The sequence below is a fragment of the Micromonospora sp. NPDC005206 genome, assembly GCF_040608175.1.
GTDB lineage: Bacteria > Actinomycetota > Actinomycetes > Mycobacteriales > Micromonosporaceae > Micromonospora.
Genome location: NZ_JBEXHU010000003.1, coordinates 411,239 through 427,781 on the forward strand (window position 1 = coordinate 411,239; position 16,543 = coordinate 427,781).

A 16,543-nucleotide genomic window follows, 5' to 3' on the forward strand; every position below is an offset into this window, starting at 1 on the left:
TGGTCTCGTTCGCCACGCCCGGTCACGCCGGTGCCTCTCCGGCGCGGTCGGTGTTGGTGTCGTTGTCCTCGGCGGCGGCGAGCTGGCCACACGCGCCGTCGATTTCGCGACCTCGGGTGTCCCGAACGGTGGTGGACACCCCGGCGTCGCGCAACCGCCGGACGAACTCCCGCTCAACCGGCTTCGGGCTCGCGTCCCAGCGGCTGCCCGGCGTCGGATTGAGCGGGATGAGGTTCACGTGGGCCAACTTGCCGGCCAGCAGCCGCCCGAGCAGGTCAGCTCGCCACGGCTGGTCGTTCACGTCCTTGATCATCGCGTACTCGATCGACACACGACGGCCCGTCCGGGCGGCGTAGTCCCACGCTGCGTCCAGCACCTCGGCTACCTTCCAGCGCTGGTTTACCGGCACGAGTTCGTCGCGCAGATCATCATCGGGGGCGTGCAACGACAACGCAAGGGTCACTGAGAGGTCTTCGCTGGCCAGTCGGCGGATGGCCGGAACCAGCCCGACCGTGGAAACGGTGATGTGCCGCTGCGACAGGCCGAGCCCCTCGGGAGCCGGGCTGACCAGGCGGCGGATCGCCGCGATCACCCGAGAGTAGTTGGCCAGTGGCTCGCCCATGCCCATGAAGACGACGTGCGACAGCCGCGGTGGAGACCCGGCGACCGCACCGGAGGCAGCCACCCCGGCCAGGTACACCGCCTGGTCGACGATCTCGGCGGTGGACAGGTTGCGGGTCAGCCCGGCCTGGCCGGTCGCGCAGAACGGGCAGGCCATGCCGCAGCCCGCCTGGCTGGAGATGCAGACGGTCACCCGGTCCGGGTAACCCATCAGCACGCTTTCCACCAGCGCGCCGTCGTGCAGCTTCCACAGCGCCTTGCGGGTCGCGCCGTCGTCGCAGGCCAACTCGCGGACCGGGGTGAGCAGCCGGGGCAGCAGTTGGTCGGCCAGCCGCTCCCGGGTCGCCGCGGGCAGGTCGGTCATCTCCTGCGGGTCGCGGACCAGCCGCCCGAAGTAGTGGTTGGAGACCTGCTTGGCGCGAAAGGCCGGCTCGCCCAACCCGGTGACCAGCGCCTGGCGGCCGGCCAGGTCGAGGTCAGCGAGGTGCTGCGGTGGCATGGAGGCCCGGCGTGCGGCGGGGGCGTCCGAGATGGCGGGGATCAGCGGCAGGCTCGTCATGGCTGGTCCAGTGTGTCACGCCGTCGGCGGCACGTACCTGTCCGGAGGTGTCGAACCGGCCCCGACCGCCGGGTCGGGATGACCGGGGCGCCGTGATCCATGCCTCAGCTCACCACCGGCACGAAGATCGCCAACAGTAGGTACGCCGTCGGCACCGCGAACAGGATCGAGTCCAGCCGGTCCATCAGGCCGCCGTGGCCCGGCAGCAGGTTGCTCATGTCCTTGACCCCGAGATCCCGCTTGATCATCGACTCGGCCAGGTCACCGAGGACCGCCGCGCACGAGATCGCCAGCCCGAACACCGCACCCCACCAGGGGGCAAGGTCGAACATCAGCCAGAGCAGCAGGGCGCTGCCCAGCGCCGCCGCGGTGACCGAGCCGGCGAAGCCCTCCCAGGACTTCTTCGGGCTCACCGACGGCGCCATCGGGTGGCGACCGAAGGAGACGCCGGCCGCGTACCCGCCGGTGTCGGAGAGGACCACCGCGACCAACGTCGCCAGAATGCGCAGCGGACCGTCGTCCGGGGCCGCCGCCAGCAGCGCCGCGAACCCGCCGAGGAACGGCACGTACACGGCGATCAGGGTGGCCGCGGTCAGGTCCCGCTGGAAACCGCCCGGGCCGTCGCCCAACCGCCAGATCATGGTGCCCAGGACGGTGACCAGCAGACCCAGGCTCAGCGCGTCCGGGCCGGCGAACCAGGCCAGGCCCACGGTCAGCACGCCACCGGCGATCAGCGGCACCAGCGGCGGATGAGCCCCGCTGCGCCGGACCGCCCGGGCCATCTCCCAGATGCCGACGGCGATGGCGGCGGCGATCACCGGCAGGAACGCCAACGGGTAGAAGACCAGCGGCACCACGATCAGCGCGCCGAGGCCGAGCCCGACCCCGATCGCCGCCGGCAGGTTCCGGCCGGCCCGCCCGTTGCCCACCTGCTGGGTGGCCGGTCGGTCGGCACTGGCCCGGCGTCGGCCCTTCGACCGCCGGCCGGACGGAGGCTCCGACCCGCTCACCGCGTCCTGGTCCGGAGCGAGGTCGGCCCGGATGGGCGCGAGCTGCGCGGTCGGATACCCGGAATCGTCGTCGTAGTTGACCGGACCACCGGCGTCGCCGAAGCGCTCCGGACCGTCGTGCCGGGTCGGGGCGTCGCCGCCGACGGGCGGACGGTCGGCGTACCGGCCGGCACGGCCCCGGTCGTCGTACCGGTGGGGCTGGTTCCGGTCGTCCTCGTACCGGTCCCGCTCGTCGAAGCGGTCGCGCCGGTCCCGGTCGTCGAAACGGTCCTGACCATCCGGGCGGACCGTCCGGCCATGCTCGTCGTACGCGTCCGGGGGGTACGGGTCGGCGAACGGGCGGGTGCGGGGCTCGGCGTACAGGTCAGGGCCGCCGGCCGGACGACCGCTCCACTGGCCCGGTTCGAGCTCCTGCTCGGGCCAGGGCAGGGCCACCGGCCGCTCCGGCCGGTCCCAGCCGCGGGGCTCGCCACTGTAGGGGTCGGGGTGGGTCATCACGCACCGCGACGCGGCACGAGAACCACCACATGACGCAAGACCACAAGCATCCCCTACCGGCGCGACTTTTTCCTCTGGTCGACCGCCCCGACGGTCGGTCGATTCCCGGTGTTCACCGCCCGGTGGCCGGGAATCCTGCCGAGCCTACTGCACCCGCCGGACCGGCACGGCGGACGAGGCACGGCGACGGGCATCGCCCTGGTCGCCGGAGTAGAGGCCATCGCCCGCAACTGCCCGGCCGGCCCTCACCTCATGTCGGCCTCGCTGGTGCAGGACGGCCTGCCGACCCTCTGGGCCACCTCGGGACGGGGTGCCGGCGAGATCCAGTGCGACGACGGCACAGTCGAGCTCGGGATGGCCTTCGCCCGGAGAGATCCGGTACTGCACCCGGGCAGGGCCACTGTTCGCTTCACGCTGCGCGACTGGTACACCGGGGAGCAGCTGGCCGAGAGCACCAGGACCATCTGGATCCCCTGCTGACGTACGACGCGAGGCCCGTCCCCGGCGTCGGGGGCGGGCCTCGCGGCAGCTCAGCCGTCGAGCGGCCAGAGGATCACACCTCCAGCAGCTCGGTCTCCTTGTGCTTGACCAGGTCGTCGATGTTGGCCGCGTAGCGCTGGGTCAGGTCGTCCAGCTCCTTCTCGGCGCGGCGACCGTCGTCCTCGCCGGCCTCGCCGTCCTTGACGATCCGGTCCAGCTCCTCCTTGCCACGGCGGCGGACGTTCCGGATCGCCACCTTGGCCTCCTCGCCCTTGTGCCGGGCCACCTTGATCATGTCGCGGCGGCGCTCCTCGGTCATCTGCGGGAGCAGGATGCGCAGCTGGTTGCCCTCGTTGTTCGGGTTCACCCCGAGGTCCGAGTCGCGGATCGCCTTCTCCATCGCATTGATCTGCGAGTTGTCGTACGGCTTGATGATCGCCATCCGCGGCTCGGGGATCGCGACGGACGCCATCTGGGTCAGCGGCGTGGGGGTACCGTAGTAGTCGATAATGATCTTGGAAAACATGGCGGGGTTCGCGCGACCGGTGCGGATGGCGCCGAACTCCTCCTTGGCGTGCTCGACCGCACGCTCCATCTTTTCCTCGGCCTCGAGGAGGGTGTCGTCGATCACCGGTCTCCTCGCCTCCTTCTGTGCTCGTCGTGGGCTCTGCTGAAAGTAGCCGGGACCGCTGCTGCCGTCGCCGCGGGCGGGGCGGGGCTCAGGCGGTGATCAGGGTGCCGATCTTGTCGCCACCCACCGCGCGGATGATGGTGTCGTCACCCTGCGCGCCGAAGACCAGCATCGGCAGGCCGTTCTCCATGCAGAGGCTGAACGCCGCCGCGTCGGCCACCCGCAGGTTGCGGCGCAGCGCCTCGGAGAAGGTGATCGAGTCGAGCTTGCTCGCGGTGGGGTCGACCCGGGGGTCGGCGGTGTAGACCCCGTCCACGCCGTTCTTGCTCATCAGCACCACGTCGGCCCGGATCTCCAGCGCCCGCTGGGCGGCCACCGTGTCGGTGGAGAAGTACGGCATCCCCGCGCCAGCGCCGAAGATGACCACGCGGCCCTTCTCCAGGTGCCGGATCGCCCGCAACGGGATGTACGGCTCGGCGACCTGCGCCATGGTGATGGCGCTCTGCACCCGGGTCTCGATGCCTTCCTTCTCCAGGAAGTCCTGCAGGGCGAGGCAGTTCATCACGGTGCCCAGCATGCCCATGTAGTCGGCGCGGGCCCGGTCCATCCCACGCTTCTGCAGCTCCGCGCCGCGGAAGAAGTTGCCGCCACCGACCACCACGGAGACCTGCACGCCGCGGCGGACCACGGTGGCGATCTGCCGGGCGATGGCCTGGACGACGTCCGGGTCGACGCCGATCGCGCCGCCACCGAACACCTCACCGGAGAGCTTCAGCACCACCCGACGGGCGCGTCCGGGCGGCGGCGCCGTCGGATCCTCCACCGCCAGCGTCCGGTCACTCACAACCTGCGTCATCCGCCCCGCCCTTCCCCACGCGCACGCCCCGTGCGGCGCGTACCGCGAACCTGCCGCTGCCGACCCTATGTGACGAGGAGGCCGCGGTGCCTGTCACGTACACCGGCGGCCTCCTCCTCGACGTCTCCTGCCCACGGGCGCCCACGGCGCCCGGCGGCGGCTCAGGCCTGGCCGACCTCGAACCGCACGAAGCTGGTGACCTCGATGCCGGCCTCGGCCAGCATCTGCTTCACCGACTTCTTGTTGTCGGCCACGGACGCCTGCTCGACCAGGACGTAGTCCTTGAAGAAGGCGTTCACGCGACCCTCGACGATCTTCGGCAGGGCCGCCGCGGGCTTGTTCTCCTCGCGGGCGGTCTGCTCGGCGATGCGCCGCTCGGACTCGACGACCTCGGCCGGAACCTCGTCCCGGGTGAGGTACTTCGGCCGCATCGCGGCGATCTGCATGGCGACACCACGGGCGTCAGCGTCGCCCGCTTCGTCGCTCTTGCCGCTGTACGACACCAGCACACCGACGGCCGGCGGCAGGTCCTGGGCCTTGCGGTGCAGGTAGACCGCGGTGGTGCCCTCGACCTTGGCGAACCGGTTGAGCACCAGCTTCTCGCCGATCTTGACGGACTGCTCCTGGATCAGGTCGGCAACGACCTTGCCGTTCAGCTCGCTGGCGAGCAGCTCCTCGGCGTTGTTCACGCCGGAGCGCTCGCCGTGCTCGACCAGCTGCTGGGCCAGGGCGATGAACGACTCGGTCTTGGCCACGAAGTCGGTCTCGCAGTTGAGCTCGAGCAGCGCCTTGCCGGAGTGGGCGACCAGGCCGTTGGCGGCCGTACGGCCGGCCCGCTTGCCGACGTCCTTGGCGCCCTTGACGCGCAGGATCTCAATGGCCTTGTCGAAGTCGCCCTCGGCCTCGGTCAGCGCCTTCTTGCTGTCCATCATGCCGGCGCCGGTGAGGTCGCGGAGCTTCTTGACGTCCGCGGCGGTGAATTGGGACATGGCTCTCTCTTCGGTGTTGAGACGGCGTGTGGATGGTCAGAGGTGCCGGTTACCCGGAACCGGGCCGATCGTGCCCGGCGTACCGTCGCCGCCCGCCGCCCGTCCGGAAAAACGGACGACGGGGCAGCGACGGTGCGGTCACTCCGCGGCGGCGGTCGCCGGCTGCTCGGTGGCGGCCGGTGCCGGCTGCTCGGTGGCGGCCTGCGCCGGCTGCTCAGCGGCGGCCTGCGCCGGCTGCTCGGCCGGGGCGGCCGACTCGTCGGCCTTCTTCGGCTGCTCAAGCAGCTCGCGCTCCCACTCGGCCAGCGGCTCGTCGGTGGCGACACCCGGCTCGGGCTTCTCGTCGGTGCCCCGGCGGCGGCCGGAACGCGCGATGAGACCGTCCGCGACGGCGGCGGCGACGACCCTGGTCAGCAGCTCGGCCGAGCGGATCGCGTCGTCGTTGCCCGGGATCGGAAAGTCGACCTCGTCCGGGTCGCAGTTGGTGTCCAGCACCGCGATCACCGGGATGCCCAGCTTGCGGGCCTCGTCGACGGCGATGTGCTCCTTCTTGGTGTCGACGATCCAGACCGCAGCCGGCAGCTTCTGCATGTCCCGCAGACCACCCAGCGTGCGGGTCAGCTTGATCTTCTCGCGGGAGAGCTGCAGGGTCTCCTTCTTGGTGTACCCGGCGGCGGTGCCGCTCAGGTCACCCAGGGCCTCCAGCTCCTTCATCCGCTGAAGGCGCTTGTACACCGTCTGGAAGTTGGTCAGCATGCCACCGAGCCAGCGGTGGTTGACGTACGGCTGGCCGACGCGGGTCGCCTGCTCGGAGATCGCCTCCTGAGCCTGCTTCTTGGTGCCGACGAAGAGGATGCTGCCACCCTCGGCGACGGTCCCACGCACGAACTCGTACGCCTTCTCGATGTACTCGAGGGTCTGGCGCAGGTCGATGATGTAGATGCCGTTGCGCTCGGTCATGATGAAGCGCTTCATCTTCGGGTTCCAGCGCCGGGTCTGGTGCCCGAAGTGGACACCGCTCTCCAGCAGCTGGCGCATGGTCACGACGGCCATGGTGGGTACTCCTCAAGATCCCTGGTTGTCACGCCCGGCCGGTGGCCGGGCGTCCTGGCGCCTGGTCGCCGGCCATGGTGTTCCCGACCAAGATCGGGACCAGGGAGGCCGTCGCCCCACGACGATTCGTGGAGAGGGCGCGCGAGGTCGACCGCACGAGGCGGTCGCCAGTTGGCCAGTGTACGCCCCTGCCCGCCCGCCGGGCTGCCGGGTCAGCCGGCGGCGAGCGCGGCGGCGACGAAGAGCACCAGGCCGACGGTCAGGTACGCCGTCGGTGGGCGCAGCCAGCCCCGACCGTTGTCGGAGAGCGCCAGACCGCCGGTTCGTAGCCCGTACAGCCCGGTTGCGAAGATCGGCAGCCCGGCGACCAGGAACATGCCCACCACCACGTTCCCGGCGGACAGCGGGTCGCTGGTCACCCCGTCGAGCAGCACCCGCAGCGCCGGGATCTCGAAGATCAGCACCAGCAGGGCGAAGAGCACCGCCAGCGCCGGGCGGCGGGTGCGGTAGACGCCGTCGGCGGCTGGCGGGTACACCGGCGGCTCCGCCGCGGGCAGTTCACCGCCCCGGGGACCGACCGGCGGCATCGGGCCGGTCGGCATCTCCAGCGGGTGCGGCTGGTCGCCACCGCGGGCCGGGTCGACGATCGGGTACCCGCTGAGCGGGGCGGGACGAGTCTGGTCAGCGAGCGCACCGGCAGTCGGATCGCCGGCGGACGTCGCCTCGCGGGCGCCGGTCAACGACATCGGCTCCCGCGCGGCCGTCGGCGGCGAGCCCGTCGAAGCCGCATCCCGGGCCCGGCGACCGGGCAGCTCACCGGAGACCTCCGAGGGGTCGCGGTCCGCCCGCCACGAGCGGGCAGCACGGTAACCGTCGGCCTCCGGCCGGGCGTCACCCAGCGGGTCGACCGTCCCGAACCGCCCGGAGTCCGGTTCGGGCGCACCGGAGCGGCCCGGCTGGGCGCTGACAGCACCGAAACGCCCGGAGTCCGGTTCCGGAGCACCGAAGCGACCGGCGCCGGTGTCGTCGCCGTAGCGGCCCTCGTCGGCGCCGCGCTGATCGGGAACCCGGACCTCGTCGTCCCGGTACCGCGGTTCGCCCGCGCCACGCCACTCCGACTCGCCGTAGCCGCGACCCCGCTCGTCGGGATACCAGCGCGACTCCTGATCTTCCGGAAAGCTCCGTCGTTCGTCCACGTCCGGCACCGTATGCGACGGACTGCCGCCGCGCCATTTCAGCCCGGCGCCCGCCTCATCAGGACGCACGGTGCAGGATCGACGGCATCCACCACTGTGAGCGGTATACCTCAGAGTCATAACTATGCCTCTGGGGTATATCGGGTTCACGGCACATACCCTCCGCGAGGGCCTGCCAGGGCGGTGTTCCCCCATAGGACAGGGCAGGGTTGATCGGTTGGTCGTCCACAGGACGGCCGTTGTCCACAGGTGGCCGGCGTCGGGGTCGCGGCGTTCGGGCCTCGGCGGGCACGGTGCCGTCCATGACGAAGCGGAACCAGGCGGTCGGCGCGTACGGCGAGCGCTGTGCGACCCGGCACCTGATCGGGGCGGGGCTGCGCCCGGTCGCCCGAAACTGGCGCTGCCCGGCCGGAGAGATCGACATCATCGCCTGGGACGGGCCCGTGCTCGCCTTCTGCGAGGTGAAGACCCGCCGGGGCGACAGCTTCGGCACCCCGGCCGAGGCGGTGGTTCCCGCCAAGGCACGGCGGCTGCGCGGGCTCGCCGCGCGCTGGCTGGCCGAGACCGGGACGACCGCCGAGGAGGTGCGGTTCGACGTGCTCTCGGTGCGGTTGCCCGATGCCGGTCCGGCCCGGGTCGACCACCTCAAGGGCGCGTTCTGAGATGCGCGCTCCGGGAGGTCGGGGGGCGACATGAGTTACGCGAAGGTGCTCTCGGTGGGGCTGGTCGGCGTCACCGGTCACCTGGTCGAGGTGGAGGCCGACCTCGCCGCCGGCCTGCCGGCGGTGGTGATCTCCGGGCTACCGGACACCGCCCTGCACGAGGCCCGCGACCGGGTCCGGGCCGCCGTGGTCTTCCCTGTCAAGTTCTTCTGTTCAGATTCTGCCTGTGCGACGCTCGCTTGGTCGGCGACGATCCTGACCTGCCCAGCCCGGCCGACCCCAGGCAGCCCACTGTGATGATCGCTTTCGTTTCCTGCATAACCAGCAACATGTGGACGATCACGCAGTGGCCTCACCATCCCTGCCGGCCCGCCCAACCAGCAGTGGCAGAACGAGGCGTGGCGGGCACTGCGCCCTCGGACGGCTGCAGCTGTCAGTCCGTCGCCTCCGAAGCGGGCTGCCGGTACTGGTAGACCTCGACGTCATCGAACCTGTCGGCGAGGACGTAGACTTGCTCAACCGTGGGCGTCGGAAAATCACTCGGCCCGACGTAGATGCCTGTCTGGGGCAGCTTGACCACCGCCGGCGGGCTCCCATCGGCCGTGACCTCCACTGGCATCAGTCGCCCGTCGACCGGACCACCCAGGAACCACGCCTCCACTGCCGCCATCCGATCATCATGCGCTCCCGGGTTGTTGGCATCGTCAGCGGCATCAACCACCATGATTCGAGGCGGAGGTTCGGCCATGGCGCAGCGCCGTGGTTCGTAACTCGCCGACACGAATCCGCTACGGACTTAGATCCACCTTGCCGTTGCTTCCAAGTCGGAGTTCTCGTCGGTCAAGGCAGGTGCAGGACCTCCGCAGGAACAAATTCCGGCTCACCAAAGTCGAAGCCCTTCAAAGCTTGACCGCGTTCCAATAGGCGCTCCACGTGCTCCTCATGGGCCTCTCTATCAAACAGAGTAACGGACTCACGAAACTTCTCACCAAAGGTGGGTGTCACTGCATCTAGCCGCACCGCAACCTCGTGAGCTAAAAGGTAGGCAGCAGAGTCTAGAGCGTTACCTCGGGCCGTGTTCTCAGGCCACCTCTCATTCGGATCCTGGATTGCGTTTAGGGCACCTCGCGCGCCAGTCCATCTCGATCGAACGTTGATGTGTGCAAACTCGCCTAGAGCGCGGGAAAGGACACCGAGCCTTTTCCAGCCGGCCGCTTCGACCCACCTGGCAGGTGAAGCTACGCCACCGCCGGCTTCAACGCGCGTAGCCCGTGCCGGCTTGATACGCCAAGCTCTCGCACGGCAGGTCTGCTCCAGCACGACCCGCACGCAGGTCATAGCCACGTCGGTGTCCTCAAGCCATAGCCAGAGAGCGGTATTCGAATCACGTCGATGCCCGCCGCGGTGAAGACCGTGTCGAAGGCGGCGGTGAACTTCGTGTCGCGATCGCGGAGCAGGAACCGGAGCCCGTCGGCGCGCTGGTCGAGGCTCACGAGCAGGTTCCGTGCTTGCTGAGTGACCCAGGTGCCGGTCGGGTGTGCGGTGACACCGACGACGTGGACGTGGCGCGTGGCGAGCTCGATGAAGAACAGTACGTAGATCCGTTTCAGGAACACGGTGTCGACGGTGAAGAAGTCGCAGGCCAAGATGGTGCGCGCCTGAGCGGTCAGGAACTGCGTCCAGGTCGGTCCCGTCCGGCGGGGCGCCGGGTCGACGCCGGCCTGGTGCAGGATCTTCCATACCGTGCTGGCCGCGAGCCGGTGGCCCAGACGAGCGAGCTCACCCTGCACCCGGCGATGCCCCCAAGTCGGGTTCTCCACGGCCAGACGCAGGACCAGTTCCCGGATCTCGCGGTCTACGGGTGGCCGGCCGGGTCGCGCGTGTGGGTAGGTCCAATGTCGTGCGATCAGCTGTCGATGCCAGCGCAGCAGGGTCGCCGGGGTGACGAAGAACGCCGCCCAGTGTTGCCGAGGCAGCAGCCGCGACAACGCCGCCAGCACCACCCGGTCCGCGGGCTGGAGATCGGGTCGGTGCACCTACCGGCGCAGCACCGCCACCTAATGCCGTAAGACCAGAAGTTCGACGACGTCCTTCGCGCCGCCGTCCCGGGCGAGCTGGGTCAGCATCTGCAGGATCTGACGCAGGAGCAGGTACACCAGCGAGGCGGCCATACCTTGGATCGTCGCCGCCCTGATTAGGCCGACCTCGCACAAAGCCACACGTCACAGCCACCGAACCGAATTTACGAACCCAACAGGTCATCGACCCGCCTACGGTGACAGCCCAACGGATGCGCCGGCTGGTACATGGGCCGCTCGGGTAGCAGCGCGGCGAACTGGACCCACAACGGCTCGATCAGCCACGCTGGGGTGGCAGGCACAGAACCTCCCGTGAACACGAAGCGTCAGCAACTTCATGATCGCCAGTTCTGTGCCTGCACTCGTTCAGACACGCCAGCCAGCCCCACCATTCCGCGCGACCTCTAAGCCGGCGGCGAATCGCCGAGCCTGCGGAAGACCTCGCCGCAGACGTCGACGCAGTGCGCCATCACCACGTCGGCGGTGAGCGCCCCGGTCGTGGTGAACAGGAAGACCTCGCGGTCGACGCGGTCGACCGACTCGGTCCACGGCGCGGCCGTCAGCACCTGCTCGAAGATGTCGCTGCCGGGATAGGACAGGTCGAAGACCACCAGCATCCCGTCGTCGAAGCTCAGGGTCCACTCCCGGCCGTCTTTCGTGCAGACCGCCAGATAGGCCGGCAGATCCTGCAGCGCGGGGTCCTGCGGCAGGCGCGCGGCGGCCTCGGCCATGGCGGGCTGCCCGGCCAGAGCGTCGCCGTCGAAAACGTCCCAGCCGTCGATGCGCTGCGGCTCGACACCGTCGACCGCGTAGGCAGGGCGGGAGCGTCGCAACCAGCTCATGACTCTCACTATCGGGTAAGGGGGCCCGGTGTCGCCACCGGGCCCCACACGGAAGGGATCAGGGCCAGAAGGAGCCGTTCGACGGGTAGATCTTGAACGGGATCCGCTTGCTGCGCAGGCAGTCGAGGAGATCCTGCGGGACGTCCAGCGACCCGTTGGCGTGCGGCATGAAGTGCCACATCACCTCGGCCACCTGCTGCGTGTCGAGCAGATGCCGGTCCTGGGCACACTGCTTGAGATAGTGGCCGGGGTAGGGCTTGCCGGTCTTCACCTCGTGCAGCTTGAGCGGCGGGCCGGTCTCGAGGAAGTCCGGCTCACGCGCCGACCCCGGCCTCGGCACGCCCGGCGTCTCGAACCGCCCGGCCCGCCCGCGCAGACCCGGCACCCCCGCCATCAGCACGTCGGCGAAGTAGTCCTCGCCGCGGTCCGCGCCACGCAGCCACGGAATCGGCGCCGGCGTAGGCGTCACCGCGTCGGTCAACGCGTCCGCCAGCCGCCCCAGGCTGTTGTCGGCCCGGCGGGCCAGCCGCAGGATGACGTCGTCCGCGAACCCCGCGTCGGTGAGCCGGCCGTAGTTGCCGAGCATGATGGCACGGATGGTCAGAATCTTGACGCTGTCGGAGATCTTGTCGTACTTGGCGACGAAGTGGATCACCTTGTCGAGCCGGTGCAGGTAGCGCGCCACGAACTTCGCGGCCTTGCCCGGGATCGCCACCGCGTCACCGACGTACGGGACCAGGCCGATGATGCTCAACCCGGCGCCGACCCAATCCTGGTTGATGAACGCGGCGACGGTGTCACGCAGATCCGCCAGGCCACCGAGCACCCAGCCGACCACCGGGATCAGGCTCAGACCGCCGGAACACAGGTATCCCGACAGCCACGCCATCGAATCCCTGGGCGAGAAGTCACCGGCGATCAGACCGACCACGAAATCGGTCACGTACGACCACTTGCTGACCCGCTCGTCCGGGATCAGCGGATCCAGGCCCTGGTCCTCGGCGTGTGCGAGCTCGTAGGCGTCGGCGATCCCGTCACCGTCGGTGTCGGAGCTCAGCGGGTTCGTCAGGTGCTCATTGATCTCCGTCCCGTCACCCAGGCCGTCGCCGTCGGTGTCCGGGTTCGCCGGATCCGTCTCGCTGTCGTCGACCTCTGTGCTGTCCGGGATGCCGTCACCGTCGGTGTCGGTGTCCGTCGGCGTGGTCTGCACCGGGTCGGCCGGCTCACTGACCGGCGGCGGCGGGTTGTCCGCCACCAGCGGATTCGTGCCGCGTACCACCTCGGCGCCGTCGCTGACCCCGTCGCCGTCGGTGTCCGCCTCGGTCGGCGAGGTGCCCAGCTCCTGCTCGCGCAGGTTGGTCAGTCCGTCGCCATCGACGTCCTCGGCACCGTCCGGCACCCCGTCGTCGTCGGTGTCGAACCGGCCCGGCATGGTCCAGCCGGCCAGTTCGGTGATCTCGAACTTGTCGGTCAGTCCGTCGCCGTCGGAGTCGACCAGCAGTGGGCTGGAGCCGAAGCGCAGCTCCACCACGTCGACCACGCCGTCGTTGTCGTGGTCACCGGTGTAGGTGATCCCGAGCCGCGTGAGCACGTTGAAGCCGCTCGACCAGGCGTTCGTCGCCTGGATCGTCGCCGGCTCCGGGTTGGCCTTGGCCAGCATGTCGTCGGCCTTGGCCAGGTTGACCTTGGCCGCCTCCAGGTCCGCGAACGCCTCGGTCAGCCCCGCCGGGGCGGGCGCGGGTGGTGGGCTGGCCCGGAACGGACCGATCGTCGCCTCGGCGTCCTGGATCGCCGCGTCAGCCAGCAGCCGCACACCGGTGAGGGTCTCCACCAGCGCCCTGACGTGCGCCTGTTCGGACTCGCCGTTGGGCGGGCTGGCGCCGTTCATGCGGCCCTTGAGGAACGCCTCGAGGTGCTTCAGGTTGTCGAACGCGACCGCACCCTCGGCGGCGCTATTCAGGCGGGCGCCGTCGAAGTACCGGCTGTCGACATCCGCCAACACCGTGTCGATCCGGCTGTCACCCAACCCGTCACCGACAAACGGGCGCAACGCCTGAGTGGCCTCGGTGACGTAAACCTTCGCGTCACGCGTGTACTTGACGGTGGGGATCTTGGCGACCTCCACCTCCCACAGGCGGCCCGACCCTGCCGACGCCGGGGCGGCAACGAGCGCCACCTGCGCGGCAACCAGTGCCGCAACCACCGCGGCAAGCCTTGACCGCCATCGTCTTCTGTGTCTCACCGACACCTCCGTCTATACGTAACCAACCAAGATCCCGGCCAGCATATTCACAAAGGTCGCTGCCCGAAGCCCTGCCGGAACTATTCATCCAAATTGGACAGCTGTGCAGGTTGGGCCGTTCACTGGCAATATTGGGGCAGCACGGCGCGCGTGGCCCTGGAATACTGGCAGCCATGCAGGAAATCGCCCGACTGGCCGGGTTCTTTGCCGCCCACGGCATCTGGGGCGTCTCGGATGGAGCGACACTGATCCCGCTGCTGGGCTATGAGCAGGCCAGCGGCGATCGCGGCATGGACCGGTTCGCCTTCGACGATGTCGGCGCCGGCGCACAAGCCGGCCAGGAGGCGCTACAGACGAACCAACACGGTGCGATTCGCGCAGTGCTGGTGGTCGACGGGTACCTGCACCTGCCTGGTGGACGGACCGACGCGTTGATCGTCGACGCCGTCCAATACGAGCCGGCCCGTCGGTCCTTCAAGATGGGCGTGCCCTACCGCCCGCAGCCGAGTCCCGACGGCTTCGCCGTGCACCGGCCCAAGTTCATCGAGGTCGTTGGCATCGACAGGCAGGACTATCCCGCGTTGACCGACGCCTTCTTCGCCGGAGTTGATTCCCATGAGCGCGCGGCGCCCGTGTGGAACGCACACCTCGACCCGTCCATCTGAATAGGGCGACGACTCCTGCGACCGGACGTGGTCCCAGCTCTGCCAGTTGACCCGAGGCACTGTCATTGGATCTGAGGCACCATGGCGCGCTACGGGGGATGTCGAGCCCGCGAGCTGCGGCGCCGCCCCCAGCGACGCCCGGACCTGCCTCAGATCCAGTAGCAGTCCGGGCGCTCGGGCTGCGCCAATCGGTGCGTCACGACCACAGCCGGTGCCAGTGTCCTCCAAGCGGCAAGTGAGGATGGCTGGCGCCAGGTCTCGTCGCGCAGCCATGTCATGGAGGCCTCGTCCTATCGCTCCGCAGCGCCTCGGTCGAGCCATTCGTGCATCAAGGCGTCGAACAGTCGTGGCTGCTCGATCTGGAGGTTGTGCCCGGCAACGTCGAGCACTGCGAAAGTCGCGCGCGGGTAGTGCGGCAGGAGGGCGAACATCGCCATCAGTGGTCGTCGGCTCGCGACTGGCCCGCAGCCGGGACGAAGGGAAAAAACACCGGCAGCGAACCGACACCATCACCCACATCACGGCCCCGAGCCATCACACCGACCGGCGCGCCACGAATTAACCACCAGGATCGTCAACCGCATCAAAACGATCAAAAGGCAGATGTACGGCCGAGCCAGCTTCGACCTACTCCGTAAGCGGATCCTCCTCGCCGCATGACAGCAAGCCGGTCACAGGATCATCGCCAGAACCTCAAAACCACGCCCCGGTCGAGCCAGCCCGGGCCCTTGCCCGTGGGCAGGACCGCGCTCAACGCGCCGGTCAGACCGGTGCGGTCACCGCAGCGCCGCAGCAACACCGCTCCGGCGTGACCGATCAGGTTCCTGCCCGTGGTGGCCACGGAGAGCTTGTCGGCCCAGGCGTTACGCTTCTTCACCGGAAGGGTGCATTCGTTTCCACAGTGGATGAGATCTAGGAAATCACATCCTCGCAGGCCGGACGCACCCTTCCTTCATCGCCATCGATGACCAGCCAACCCGTCTGAATACCCGAGGCCAACGGCGGGAACACCATCGCGCCAAAGACCAGCGCGAGGATCGCGTACATGTTGACCGGCGGAGAGTACGCATAGGGCGGATACGGCGGGTAGCCCGGCGTCGGGCCTGGAACCGGTGGTTGCTGAGTCGGCGGCTGGTCGGTCATGTTGCCCTCCGCAGGGGTGGCGGCTACCTCCACAGTGTGAAGGAGCCCGCAAGCGGGCCCCAGGAAACACTTTCACGCCGTGGCGCTGACAGGCCCAGGGCATCCACAACGGCGGGCGCGCGGACAGCGGCAGAAGCGGACGTGGGCGGGCACGCGTCGCCGTCGTCGGCGTGTCCGGCATCATGGTTGTCGCCGACGTATCCACCGGACGCATGGACCACAGTCGTACCTGAGCGGATGCGGCGATGCTACGGAGTGCTCTCCCTTCGCAAGGGTTCCACGCCGGCGGCCGGCACCGCCGCGATCACGTAATCCTCGGCCAGGTCCGGCTGCACGTCGACCATCGCGTTCCTACCGACGTAGCGGACGACGAACGTGGTCTCGCGGAGCCACGTCTCGTCATAGTCGGCAAGACTCTCTGGCACTTCACCCACGAGTCGCACTTCGTCACCCGGCTTGACCGCGGCATCTGCCGGAGCCTCATCGCGTTGGATGGCCGTGATCGCGTGGATGAGAGTCTTCAGCGGTTCGGTGTCCGCGCCGTAGTGAACCAGATGGCCCGCCTGGCCGAAGATGACATCGGCCTGGGCTCTGCTCAAATCGGCGAGCGCCTCGGCCGCACCGGCCGCCAGGGCCGGACTCCCCGACGTGTCGAGTTGCGCCGCCAACGCTAGGAGCAGGCGATCGATGACAAGCTCCGTAGTCTCCTCGTCCGTCACCCGGCGAGCATATGACCCAGCCGACGGCACCGTTGTCGGCCAGCGCGTGCAGGGCCAACTCCGGTGTCATGCAGACAGCCAGTCCGTCGGCATCCGCTCATCGGCATGTGCGTATGCCGGCTGAGTCAGCACTTCGTGACGCCGCGTAGCGCGCGGATCGCGGCAGACATCCCAGGATTCAAAATGTCAAGCGGCTGCTGTGCGGTGGTGAGCCCAGGCCTTGTGTTCGTCGTAGATTGAGCGGGTCTTGAGGCATCCGTGGAGGATGCCGACGAGGCGGTTGCCGAGCTGGCGCAGCG

17 protein-coding genes and 3 pseudogenes are annotated in these 16,543 nt (G+C 69.2%); 4 read left to right on the forward strand and 16 right to left on the reverse strand.

Annotated features, from left to right (window positions below; translation table 11 throughout):
• Positions 1-22: 22 nt before the first annotated feature.
• Together rlmN and ABZU69_RS06030 are read right to left on the reverse strand one after the other, a co-directional pair.
• Positions 23-1,180, reverse strand: a complete 1,158-nt coding sequence (gene rlmN, locus ABZU69_RS06025) for a 23S rRNA (adenine(2503)-C(2))-methyltransferase RlmN (protein WP_354963283.1) — start codon at positions 1,178-1,180, stop codon at positions 23-25.
• A 104-nt stretch (positions 1,181-1,284) separates the two neighbouring features.
• Positions 1,285-2,685: a phosphatidate cytidylyltransferase gene (locus ABZU69_RS06030; RefSeq protein ID WP_354963284.1), complete on the reverse strand. Its 1,401-nt coding sequence runs from the start codon at positions 2,683-2,685 to the stop codon at positions 1,285-1,287.
• 111 nt (positions 2,686-2,796) lie between these two features.
• On the opposite strand from ABZU69_RS06030, the gene ABZU69_RS06035 reads away from it, so the two are divergent.
• Complete coding sequence (locus ABZU69_RS06035; protein WP_354963285.1) at positions 2,797-3,168, forward strand: hypothetical protein; 372 nt, start codon at positions 2,797-2,799, stop codon at positions 3,166-3,168.
• A gap of 73 nt (positions 3,169-3,241) precedes the next feature.
• Here ABZU69_RS06035 and frr read toward each other — a convergent pair whose 3' ends face one another.
• The 5 genes and pseudogenes from frr to ABZU69_RS06060 all read right to left on the reverse strand — a co-directional run bounded on the left by frr (position 3,242) and on the right by ABZU69_RS06060 (position 7,930).
• Positions 3,242-3,799 (reverse strand): ribosome recycling factor, encoded by a 558-nt coding sequence (frr, locus tag ABZU69_RS06040; protein ID WP_354963286.1) that lies wholly within the window; start codon positions 3,797-3,799, stop codon positions 3,242-3,244.
• An 88-nt stretch (positions 3,800-3,887) separates the two neighbouring features.
• Positions 3,888-4,655, reverse strand: a complete 768-nt coding sequence (gene pyrH, locus ABZU69_RS06045; protein WP_354963287.1) for a UMP kinase — start codon at positions 4,653-4,655, stop codon at positions 3,888-3,890.
• Positions 4,656-4,816: 161 nt separating this feature from the next.
• Positions 4,817-5,644: a translation elongation factor Ts gene (gene tsf, locus ABZU69_RS06050; RefSeq protein ID WP_354963288.1), complete on the reverse strand. Its 828-nt coding sequence runs from the start codon at positions 5,642-5,644 to the stop codon at positions 4,817-4,819.
• A gap of 138 nt (positions 5,645-5,782) precedes the next feature.
• Positions 5,783-6,697 carry a 30S ribosomal protein S2 gene (rpsB, locus tag ABZU69_RS06055; RefSeq protein ID WP_354963289.1) on the reverse strand — a complete coding sequence of 305 codons (915 nt, stop codon included), beginning with the start codon at positions 6,695-6,697 and terminating at the stop codon, positions 5,783-5,785.
• A gap of 212 nt (positions 6,698-6,909) precedes the next feature.
• Positions 6,910-7,930: pseudogene (locus ABZU69_RS06060) on the reverse strand (hypothetical protein).
• 265 nt (positions 7,931-8,195) lie between these two features.
• Between ABZU69_RS06060 and ABZU69_RS06065 the strand changes: the two are divergent.
• Both ABZU69_RS06065 and ABZU69_RS06070 read left to right on the forward strand, forming a co-directional pair.
• Positions 8,196-8,555 carry a YraN family protein gene (locus ABZU69_RS06065; RefSeq protein WP_354963290.1) on the forward strand — a complete coding sequence of 120 codons (360 nt, stop codon included), beginning with the start codon at positions 8,196-8,198 and terminating at the stop codon, positions 8,553-8,555.
• Positions 8,556-8,585: 30 nt separating this feature from the next.
• Positions 8,586-8,747 (forward strand): annotated as a pseudogene (locus ABZU69_RS06070) (magnesium chelatase domain-containing protein); the annotation flags it as partial.
• Between the two features lie 241 nt (positions 8,748-8,988).
• Here the strand turns inward: ABZU69_RS06070 and ABZU69_RS06075 are convergent.
• The 5 genes and pseudogenes from ABZU69_RS06075 to ABZU69_RS06095 form a co-directional block, all read right to left on the reverse strand.
• Positions 8,989-9,279, reverse strand: coding sequence for a hypothetical protein (locus ABZU69_RS06075; RefSeq protein ID WP_354963291.1), 291 nt, complete (start codon positions 9,277-9,279; stop codon positions 8,989-8,991).
• 610 nt (positions 9,280-9,889) lie between these two features.
• Entirely contained in the window at positions 9,890-10,555 is a 666-nt protein-coding gene (locus ABZU69_RS06080) for a helix-turn-helix domain-containing protein (RefSeq protein ID WP_354963292.1), read from the reverse strand.
• A gap of 257 nt (positions 10,556-10,812) precedes the next feature.
• A pseudogene (locus tag ABZU69_RS06085) lies at positions 10,813-10,935 on the reverse strand (IS5/IS1182 family transposase); the annotation flags it as partial.
• A 102-nt stretch (positions 10,936-11,037) separates the two neighbouring features.
• On the reverse strand, positions 11,038-11,475 hold the full coding sequence (locus tag ABZU69_RS06090; protein WP_354963293.1) for a hypothetical protein: 438 nt from the start codon (positions 11,473-11,475) through the stop codon (positions 11,038-11,040).
• 58 nt (positions 11,476-11,533) lie between these two features.
• Positions 11,534-13,678, reverse strand: coding sequence for a hypothetical protein (locus ABZU69_RS06095; RefSeq protein ID WP_354963294.1), 2,145 nt, complete (start codon positions 13,676-13,678; stop codon positions 11,534-11,536).
• A 212-nt stretch (positions 13,679-13,890) separates the two neighbouring features.
• Here ABZU69_RS06095 and ABZU69_RS06100 point away from each other — a divergent pair, with 212 nt between their 5' ends.
• Positions 13,891-14,382: a hypothetical protein gene (locus tag ABZU69_RS06100; RefSeq protein WP_354963295.1), complete on the forward strand. Its 492-nt coding sequence runs from the start codon at positions 13,891-13,893 to the stop codon at positions 14,380-14,382.
• Between the two features lie 290 nt (positions 14,383-14,672).
• Here the strand turns inward: ABZU69_RS06100 and ABZU69_RS06105 are convergent, their stop codons facing one another.
• From ABZU69_RS06105 to ABZU69_RS06120, 4 genes are all read right to left on the reverse strand, one after another.
• A complete protein-coding gene (locus ABZU69_RS06105; protein ID WP_354963296.1) occupies positions 14,673-14,819 on the reverse strand; it encodes a hypothetical protein in 147 nt (48 codons plus the stop codon).
• A gap of 242 nt (positions 14,820-15,061) precedes the next feature.
• Positions 15,062-15,259 (reverse strand): hypothetical protein, encoded by a 198-nt coding sequence (locus ABZU69_RS06110; RefSeq protein ID WP_354963297.1) that lies wholly within the window; start codon positions 15,257-15,259, stop codon positions 15,062-15,064.
• A 35-nt stretch (positions 15,260-15,294) separates the two neighbouring features.
• On the reverse strand, positions 15,295-15,525 hold the full coding sequence (locus ABZU69_RS06115; RefSeq protein WP_354963323.1) for a hypothetical protein: 231 nt from the start codon (positions 15,523-15,525) through the stop codon (positions 15,295-15,297).
• Between the two features lie 248 nt (positions 15,526-15,773).
• Positions 15,774-16,244 (reverse strand): hypothetical protein, encoded by a 471-nt coding sequence (locus tag ABZU69_RS06120; RefSeq protein ID WP_354963298.1) that lies wholly within the window; start codon positions 16,242-16,244, stop codon positions 15,774-15,776.
• Between the last annotated feature and the right edge of the window lie 299 nt (positions 16,245-16,543).

Coding starts and splice junctions, on each gene's coding strand:
- ABZU69_RS06030 (WP_354963284.1), bottom strand. CDS start 2,685: ATGACCCACCCCGACCCCTACAGTGGCGAGCCCCGCGGCTGGGACCGG.
- rlmN (WP_354963283.1), bottom strand. CDS start 1,180: ATGACGAGCCTGCCGCTGATCCCCGCCATCTCGGACGCCCCCGCCGCA.
- rpsB (WP_354963289.1), bottom strand. CDS start 6,697: ATGGCCGTCGTGACCATGCGCCAGCTGCTGGAGAGCGGTGTCCACTTC.
- ABZU69_RS06090 (WP_354963293.1), bottom strand. CDS start 11,475: ATGAGCTGGTTGCGACGCTCCCGCCCTGCCTACGCGGTCGACGGTGTC.
- ABZU69_RS06105 (WP_354963296.1), bottom strand. CDS start 14,819: ATGGCGATGTTCGCCCTCCTGCCGCACTACCCGCGCGCGACTTTCGCA.
- pyrH (WP_354963287.1), bottom strand. CDS start 4,655: ATGACGCAGGTTGTGAGTGACCGGACGCTGGCGGTGGAGGATCCGACG.
- ABZU69_RS06100 (WP_354963295.1), top strand. CDS start 13,891: ATGCAGGAAATCGCCCGACTGGCCGGGTTCTTTGCCGCCCACGGCATC.
- ABZU69_RS06075 (WP_354963291.1), bottom strand. CDS start 9,279: ATGGTGGTTGATGCCGCTGACGATGCCAACAACCCGGGAGCGCATGAT.
- tsf (WP_354963288.1), bottom strand. CDS start 5,644: ATGTCCCAATTCACCGCCGCGGACGTCAAGAAGCTCCGCGACCTCACC.
- ABZU69_RS06115 (WP_354963323.1), bottom strand. CDS start 15,525: ATGACCGACCAGCCGCCGACTCAGCAACCACCGGTTCCAGGCCCGACG.
- ABZU69_RS06065 (WP_354963290.1), top strand. CDS start 8,196: ATGACGAAGCGGAACCAGGCGGTCGGCGCGTACGGCGAGCGCTGTGCG.